The organism is Brevundimonas sp., from assembly GCF_023259385.1.
GTDB lineage: Bacteria > Pseudomonadota > Alphaproteobacteria > Caulobacterales > Caulobacteraceae > Brevundimonas.
On the sequence record NZ_JAHFPF010000151.1, the window covers coordinates 1 to 8,611 of the forward strand.

At 66.2% G+C, this 8,611-nt stretch carries 6 protein-coding genes and 1 pseudogene; all 7 read right to left on the minus strand.

Going from position 1 to position 8,611, the window contains the following annotated elements; all coding sequences use genetic code 11:
* Positions 1–418, minus strand: a pseudogene (locus tag Q0C81_RS12130) (transmembrane anchor protein); the annotation flags it as partial.
* A 13-nt stretch (positions 419–431) separates the two neighbouring features.
* Complete coding sequence (locus Q0C81_RS12135) at positions 432–1,160, minus strand: HupE/UreJ family protein (protein WP_291838096.1); 729 nt, start codon at positions 1,158–1,160, stop codon at positions 432–434.
* Complete coding sequence (locus Q0C81_RS12140) at positions 1,157–4,345, minus strand: CusA/CzcA family heavy metal efflux RND transporter (protein ID WP_035308111.1); 3,189 nt, start codon at positions 4,343–4,345, stop codon at positions 1,157–1,159. Before Q0C81_RS12140 ends, Q0C81_RS12135 begins: the two co-directional genes overlap by 4 nt.
* A gap of 14 nt (positions 4,346–4,359) precedes the next feature.
* Complete coding sequence (locus Q0C81_RS12145; protein WP_035308110.1) at positions 4,360–5,622, minus strand: HlyD family efflux transporter periplasmic adaptor subunit; 1,263 nt, start codon at positions 5,620–5,622, stop codon at positions 4,360–4,362.
* Positions 5,619–6,935, minus strand: a complete 1,317-nt coding sequence (locus Q0C81_RS12150; RefSeq protein WP_052004992.1) for a TolC family protein — start codon at positions 6,933–6,935, stop codon at positions 5,619–5,621. Before Q0C81_RS12150 ends, Q0C81_RS12145 begins: the two co-directional genes overlap by 4 nt.
* A 53-nt stretch (positions 6,936–6,988) precedes the next feature.
* The gene (locus Q0C81_RS12155) at positions 6,989–7,435 is read right to left on the minus strand and encodes a hypothetical protein (RefSeq protein WP_088582500.1); all 447 of its coding nucleotides are present in this window, start codon (positions 7,433–7,435) and stop codon (positions 6,989–6,991) included.
* Between the two features lie 315 nt (positions 7,436–7,750).
* The coding region (locus Q0C81_RS12160) for an acyltransferase (protein WP_291838102.1) at positions 7,751–8,611 on the minus strand (861 nt) is incomplete at its 5' end.

Sequence of the window (8,611 nt, forward strand, 5' to 3'; positions counted from 1 at the left end):
TGCGATGGCTGCGACCCGCCGATGCGCCATTGGTTGTCGTAGCTGCGGCTGCCGTCTGGGTCGTGACCGCTGGCGGGACGGCTTCGGTCTTGGCAGACCTGGCCGGCTCCTGAGTTGCGGTGTCTGGTGAGCCCACTGGTGCGGCTGCCGGCAAGGCAGGCGCGGTCCTCGTGGATGTAATGACCGCCGCCGTTGAGGCCGCTTCAGCCGCAGCTTCAACGGCGAGTTGGCGCTTGATCCGGCCCATCTCGGTCAGCCCGAAGACCGAGCCGATGCGGGTAGGATCGACGCCGTACTCGGCTGGAAGGACCACGGTGACCAGCAGGGCCGAGGCGATGACGACGGCGACGCCGGTAGACTTGAGCAGCTTGGCCGTCGACGGCAGTTCGGCGGGATCGGGTTGATTGAGATTTTGCATGGAAGGTCTCCCGTCAGGCGACGAAGAAGCCGACGAGCTGATAGCCCGTCAGGATGAAACCGAGGATCATGAGGATGACGTTGGCCAGATAGGCGTGGCGCCCGAAGCTGGCGGTCCGGCGCCAGAATCCCATGGCGATCAGGATGGCTCCGAGCGCCAGAAGCTGGCCGATCTCCACGCCGATGTTGAAGGCGATCAGGTTGACCAAGAGGCCGTCGGAAGACAGCTGGAAGTCCTGAAGTTTGGTCGCCAGGCCGAAGCCGTGGAACAGGCCGAACACCAGGGTCGCGGCCTTGGTGTTGGGCTGGAACCCGAACCAGCGTCGGTAGGCCCCCATGTTGTCGAGCGCCTTGTAGACGACGGACAGGCCGATGATGGCGTCGATCAGATAACTGGAGACGTTGACGTTCAGCATCACGCCCAGCAGCAGGGTCGTCGAATGCCCGACGGCGAACATGGTGACGTAGAGGCTGATATCCTTGAGGCGGTAGAGGTAGAAGATCACCCCGAACAGGAACAGCAGATGGTCGTAACCGGTGACCATGTGCTTGGCCCCCAGATAGACGAAGGGCCAGAAGACGATGCCGGACGTCTCCTGGATGTAGCCCTTGTCCCCTGCCGCCACCCCGTGCGCCAGGGTGGCGGTGAACAGGCCGTTGAGGAAGAGCACCAACAGGCCTGCGCTCAGCAGGCCGATGGGCGTTCGCAACCAGGCGGTCGCGCGCTGGAGACGCGGGTTCATGAAGTCCTCCGGGAGTATGCGAAGGGAAGCCGCTCACGCCACGACCGTCTGACGCCGTTCGGCGAAGACGGGCGGCCGTGGACGAGGCTGTAGAGGGCGGGGAGCACGAGCAGGGTCAGCAGGGTCGAGGAGATGATCCCGCCGATGACGACCGTGGCCAGCGGGCGCTGGACCTCGGCGCCGGCTCCGACGTTCAAGGCCATGGGCACGAAGCCGAGGCTGGCGACGAGCGCCGTCATCAGCACCGGGCGAAGACGGGTCAGCGCCCCCTCCCGGATTGCCTCGCCAAGAGGCTTCCCTTCGGCGATCAGGCTGCGGATGAAGGTGACCATGACGACACCGTTGAGCACGGCGACCCCGGACAGGGCGATGAATCCGACCCCCGCCGAGATCGACAGAGGCAGCCCACGCAGCATCAGGGCGGCCACCCCTCCGGTCAGGGCCAGAGGCACGCCGGAGAAAACGATGGCCGAGTCCTTGACCGAGCGGAACAAGGCGAACAGCAGGCCGAAGATCAGCAGCAACACCGCGGGAACCACGAGTTGCAATCGTTTGGCGGCCGAGATCAACTGCTCGAACGTTCCGCCATAGGTGACCCAATAGCCGGCCGGTATGGCGACCTCAGCATCGACCCGGTCCTGAACCTCGCGGATGAACGAACCCAGGTCGCGGTCGCGGACATTGGCCGTGGTCACGATGCGGCGTTTGCCGTTCTCGCGGCTGATCTGGTTCGGACCCTTTGTGAGTTCGATCGTGGCGACCTCATTCAGGGGCACGAACTGACGCGGCTGTCCTTCGCCCGCCGGGAGCGGGACCTGGAGACGACCGATGGCGTTGGTGTCGGCGCGCAGACGCTCGGGCAGGCGGACAACGACGTCGAAACGACGGTCACCCTCGAAGATTTGCCCGGCGGTCGTGCCGCCCATCGAGGTGGAGATAACCGACTGGACGTCTTCGATGCTCAGGCCAAGGCGCGCCATGGCGGGTCGGTTGGGTGTGATCTGGAGCACCGGCAGGCCGGTGATCTGTTCGGTCTGGGGATCGGCGGCCCCGTCCACCGAGGCCACGATGGCTTCGATCTCGGCGCCGAGGCGCAGCAGTTCGTCGAGATCGTCGCCATAGACCTTGATGGCGACGTCGGCCCGCACCCCGCTCAGCAGTTCGTTGAACCGCATCTGGATCGGCTGGGTGAACTCGTATTTGCTGCCGGGAATCTCATTCACGGCCTCTTCCATCTCGGCGACGAGGTCGCCGCGAGACTTGCGAGGGTTCGGCCAATCCTTCCTGTCCTTCAGCATGATGAAGGTGTCGGCGACCGAGGGCGGCACCGGATCGGTGGCGACCTCGGCGGTGCCGATCTTGGCCACGACCCGCTCCACCTCGGGGAAGCGGGCGATGCGGGCTTCCAACGCAGTCTGCATCTGCACGGCCTGGGTCAGGCTGGTGCCCGGGATGCGCAGGGCGTGCATGGCGATGTCGCCTTCGTCGAGATTGGGCACGAACTCCGAGCCCATCCGCGACGCCCCGAACCCGGCGAGCAGCACCAGCACGACCGCAATGCCGATCATCAGGCTGCGGGTCCTGAGCGCGAAGTCGAGCGCCGGCTGATAACCCACCCGGGCCCAGCGCATCAGGAAGCTGTCCTTCTCCTCGACCTTGCCGGTGACGAACATGGCGACGGCGGCGGGTACGAAGGTCAGGGACAGCAGGAGCGCTGCCGTCAGGGCGATGACGACGGTGATCGCCATCGGGTGGAAGGTCTTCCCCTCCACCCCGGTCAGGGCGAAGATGGGGACATAGACCAGGGTGATGATCATGACCCCGAATAGCGAGGGCCGGATTACCTCGCTGGAGGCGGTCGCCGCCAGATCGAACCGTTCCTCGCGGGTCAGGATACGACCCAGGCGATGCTGGGCCTCGCCGTAGCGCCTGAGGCAGTTCTCGACGATGATGACCGCGCCGTCGACGATCAGGCCGAAGTCGAGCGCGCCGAGGCTCATCAGATTGCCGGAGGTTCCGGTCCGCACCATGCCGGTGATGGTCATCAGCATGGTGACGGGAATGACCGCCGCCGTGATCAGGGCCGCGCGGATGTTGCCGAGCAGCAGGAACAGCACGACGATGACCAGCAGGGCGCCCTCGACGAGGTTCTTTTCGACGGTGTGGATGGCGCGTTCCACCAGTTCGGTGCGGTCGTAGACCGGCGTGGCGACGACACCGGGCGGCAGGGCCTTGGCGGCTTCCTGCAGGCTGGCGGCGGCGGCCTGGGCGACGATACGGCTGTTCTCGCCAGCCAGCATGAGAACCGTCGCAAGGACCGTCTCCTTGCCGTTCTCGGTCGCGGCGCCGGTGCGAAGTTCCTGGCCCATTCCGATGTCGGCGACGTCCAGGATGCGGATCGGAACGCCCCCACGCGTGGCGATCACGATGTTGCCCAGGTCTTCACTCGTCGAAGCCTGCCCCGGCACCCGGATCAGATACTGTTCGCCGAAGCGCTCGACATAGCCCGCGCCGACGTTGGCGTTGTTGTTGTCCAGCGCTTCGACCACCTCGGCCATGGTCACCCCGTAGGCCGCCAGCCGCTGCGGATCGGGTGTGACGTGATACTGACGCTCGTAGCCGCCGACGGTGTTGACCTCGGTGACACCGCGCGTGTTGCGAAGCTGGGGCCGGATGACCCAGTCCTGAAGCGTGCGCAGGTCTTCGGTCGTATAGGGCTGGCCGTCGGGACGTCGTGCACCCGGCTCGGCCTCGACCGTATACATGAAGATCTCCCCGAGGCCGGTGGCGATAGGGCCAAGTTCAGGGGTGACGCCGGGGGGAAGCTGACCGAGGGCGCTTTGGAGGCGCTCATTCACCAGTTGGCGTGCGAAATAGATGTCGGTGCCGTCGTCGAAGATGACGGTCACCTGGCTCAACCCGTATCGCGAAACCGAGCGGGTGTATTGAAGGCCCGGAACGCCTGCGACGGCGGTCTCGACGGGGAAGGTGATGCGCTGTTCGGCCTCCAGCGGCGAATAGCCGGGGGCTTCGGTGTTGATCTGAATCTGGACGTTGGTGATGTCCGGAGTGGCGTCGATCGGCAGGCGCTGGAAGCTCCAGACGCCGATGGCGCAGGCCAGGAGGACGAGCCCCATGACCGCCCATCGGAAGCGGATCGACAGGGCGATGATGCGTGCAAGCATGGTTCTCGCGCCCCCTAGTGATCATGGCTCGCGCCGGACTTTTCGATGTCCGCGCGAATGAGGAAGGCGCCGTCCACGACGTATTCGGTTCGGGGTTCGAGCCCGCCAAGCACCTCGGTCCACTCGTCGGTCCTTCGGCCCAGTTCGAGCATCCGCACCTCATAGGTGTTGCCGACCTTGGCGTAGACGACCTGGAAATCGCGGAACGGCTGGATGGCCTTGGTCTGGACGGCGAGAGGCACTGCACCCTCACCGACCTGAACGGTGCCCTGTACTCCCAGGCCCGGCCGCCAGACGCCGCCCTGATAGGCCAGTTCGACATGGGCGATCAGGGTCTGGCTCATCGGATCAGAGCCGGGCAGGATGGTTTCGATGACGCCATTGAAACGGTGGTCACCTGCCAGACTGGTGACCTCGACCCGCTGGCCCCGGCGGACACGTTCTGCATCGCGCGGATAGAGGGCGAACTCGGCATGGAGGCGGGTTGGGTCGCCGATCACCAGCATCGGCTCGCCGCCCGCGCCGGTGATGGCCCCGGCGTTGACGTTCTTGGCCATGATGACGCCGGAGATCGGCGCGGTGACGGAATAGGTCTGGAGGCTCTCGCTGGACTCGACCCGCGCCACAACCTGGCCTCGCGATACGCGCTGGCCCAGTTCGACGTTCAACGCCATCACCCGACCCGGATAGCGGGCGAAGACATCGCTCTGGCCCTCAGGCGTGATCTCGACCCGACCGCTCAACGGCAGAGACTCGCCCAGGACTGCGGAACCGGCGCGCTGCGTGGTGACGCCACCGGCGCGGGCGGCGTCGGCTGAGATGACGGTGCGACCCTCATAGGACTGGTAGGCCCAGGTCGATCGCTTGCCGTTCTGGGTCGCCGCGACCGCCACGTCGAAGGAGTGCGGCTCGGAGACGACACCGGGGCTGGCGAGATAGTCCTCGGTCGGGATGAAGGTGAACCGATCGACCTTCGGCCCGAGACGGGTCAGGGCCATGGTCGCCTGGACCTGACGTGGATCGAGCGGCTTGTCCTTCAGATAGGGATAGAGCCGGAACAGGGGCTCTGGTCCTTCCTCGAAGATGGTGATCTCAAGGGCGAAGTCTCCGTCGCGGAGCATCCGGCCTCGGTGAGGGCCACGCTCATAGTCGGCGGCGGCAGCCTCGCCGTTTTCGCCTGCCTTTTCGGCGGGCTTGTCTCCGCAAGCGGCGGCGGCGAAGGCGAGGACGATCGCGGACGCAACGAGCCAGCGCCGCGAAGGTGTCAGGCGGATCATGGTTGAGTCTCCAGGGCGAGGATCAGGGCGCCGTGCGCGCCGGTCAGTCTGTCGAGGCGGGCGCGATCGATATGGAATTGCTTGAGCACCGCGACGCGGCGGGCGCGGGTCTGCAGCAGGGCGGTCTGGGCGGAGATGACGTCGTTGTAGGTGAAGCCGCCCCTGTTGAAGCCGTCGCGCACCAGAACGACGGCGCGCTCGGCCTGGGGAAGGGTTTCCTGCCCGATCCTGCGAGCTTCGCTGGCTCGGGCCATGACCTGAACCTGCAGGCGCGCGATCTCACGTTCACGGTCGATGCGGGCGGCGGCGAGATCACCCTCGGCGGCCAGCCCCTCCGCTCGGGCGCGGTCGATGGCCCCGAGGTTCTGGTCGTAGCGACCAAGGGGAATCGACGCGCCGACGACAAAGCCGAGGTCGTTGCCGTCCCCGAAGTGACGGACGCCGGCGCTGACCGTGGCGTCCGACCGGGCGCGGGCCGTCTCCACCGCCACCCGGGCGACGGCGATGTCGCGCTGTGCGACGAAGATGTCCAGGTCCGCCTGGGCGACCCCATCCGTGACGTCGAGCGCCGACCGGGTGTCGGCGAAGGTCTCGGCGCCAAGGGTGAAGTCCGATGACCCATCCCAGAACCGGGCCAGCGAAATGTTGGCGACCCGGACGGTAATCCCGGCCTGATCGAAGTCGATCTGGGCCTGAGCCAGTTCGGCCTCGGCGCGCGCCCCGGCGAACAGAGGATCGCGCGCCATGTCCACGCGGCGACCGACCTCGGTCTGGAACCGTTCGGCGAGGTCAAGGCGCTCGCGGGCGATCTCCAACTCGGCCTGAGCCGCCAGAGCTTCCGCCCAGGCGCGCTGCACCTGTTCGAGCCGGTCCAACTGGCGAATGCGCGCGGTGGCGTCGACCAGCAGCCCTTCGGCTTCGGCGAGAGAGACACGGGCGGACCTGTCACCGCCCCGCTCGAACCGTTGCTCGACTGTGAGCGTGGTCTCGGTCCGACGGAACAGGTCGCCTCCGCCGATGGTCGGAAAGTTCTCGACCATCACCCCAAGCGTGGGGTTGGGACGAACGTCCGCCTGACGCACGGCTGCCCGCGACGCCTGTCGCCGGGCCTGGGTCGGTGCCAGTGAGGGATCGACCAGGGCGGCTCGACGCAGCGCCTCGTCCAGCGACAGTACAGGCGCGGTGGACGTGGCCGCCGCATCCTGTGCGACAGCAAGGGTCGGCGGCAGCGAGGCCGCCAGAATGAGCGCGAGGGCCGACACGGCCGTCAGTCGCGCCCACGGCCCGGCAATGCCGGACGATGGGGTCTTCAAGGGATTCTCTCCGGGAAACGGGGGTGCACGCGCGACCGATTGGCCGCGTCGGATCAGATGATCGTGCGCGTCCGTCTGGGAGGGTATTCAGGCCCGTCGCCGTCGTGGGCCGGACGTGCGCCATCGCCCGCCGGCTGGATCAGCACGGCGTTCATGGCGACGAGGGGGCTCAGATCGCGGTTGAGGATCGGGATGGCGGTGTGGCTGTCGCCGCTCGTATGGTGGTGATGGCTTGCTGGACGCCCGGCCTCGCCCTCGTCTTCGCCGTCTTCGGCTTGATCCAGTGGATCCTCGGCCGGCGCGTCGGGGGCGATATGGACGTGCAGCGAGCCATGATCGACGTCCGCGATCTCTGCGTGATCACCGTGGCCGATCGCGACTGCCGGCCAATCCGACGCATGGGCAATCTGGTGCCGCCCTTCCTGAACCCCATGCAGGCTCAACGTCGCCACGAGGGCGGCGCACAGGCTGACGCAAATGGTGCGAAACAGGCGAGACAAGATTGAACGGCTCCTTCATCCGCCATAGTGCGACCCGATCCCAATGGCAACGGTCGAGGTTGCCGCATCACGATATGGCTAGGATTCGTCCTTCAGGTGGATACGTGATGGCGGAGGTCGGGAGCTCCGTTGACGGCTGCGACGATGCGAACATTGATCGATCCGCCAGTCGTGGTAAGGGGCGGCATGGGAGTGACTCACTATCATTCTCAAAATGTTTTCTTGGTGGGCTGCGGGTCGCTGCGGCGCCAGTGCGGCGCCGACCGGTCGGGATTGACCGACGCCGAGGCAGTACCCACGTCTCGTGGCCCGGGGTCAGGCCGGCGCTGCGGGCCGGGCTCGCCGGCTTTCGAACCGGCGTCGGATCCAGGTTCGCCCAGGTTTCTCAACGAGCAGATGCAGGGCCGCCGCGATCAGCGCCGTGACGACGAACAACCCTGCCAGTTCGACTGGCGTGATGCGGAAGGCGCTGTCGATGCCGCGCAGTTCGGCGACCACGCCCTTGAAGGCGACGAGGACGGGCATGTGCACGAGATAGAGGGCGAAGGAGGCTTCACCGGCGAAAACCAGCGCAGGGGCGGCGAGAGGCCCCTCGCAGTCCGCGCGTGCGAGCAGGGACCAGGTCAGGATAACGGGGGCTGAGAGGGCGACGATGATCCGGTCGTCCAACGACAGCTGCATAGCGCCGAGCAACACGAGGGTAGCAGCCAGGGCGGCGGCGATGGCGACGGGCCGGCTCCAGCGCCAGCGATGGCCCAAGCCGTAGAGCGCCATGCCGATCAGAAAGGCCGGCGCTATGCGCAAGATGCCCATGTCGTCCTCGGCCCGAGGCAGAACCTTGCCGAAGGTTGAGACGTAGGCCGCGTCGATGACAACATAGCTGACGATGCCCAAGCCGAGCAGGAACCAAGGACGATGTCTCATCCGGATCGAGAGAAGGGCGTAGGCCGGGAACAGCAGATAGGCGAACCATTCCGCCGAGAGCGACCAGGACGGGCCGCTCCAATTGTATCCGATTTCGCTTGGAAACCACGCCTGTACCAGGAACAGGGTCTTGAAGAAGCCCTCTGTCGTGTAGGTCGAGAGATCGAACGGAACGCCAGAGATTGAAGCTCCGAGCACCATGATCAGAACACCGCCCAAAATCGCCAGATGGAGGGGATAGAGATGAGCCAA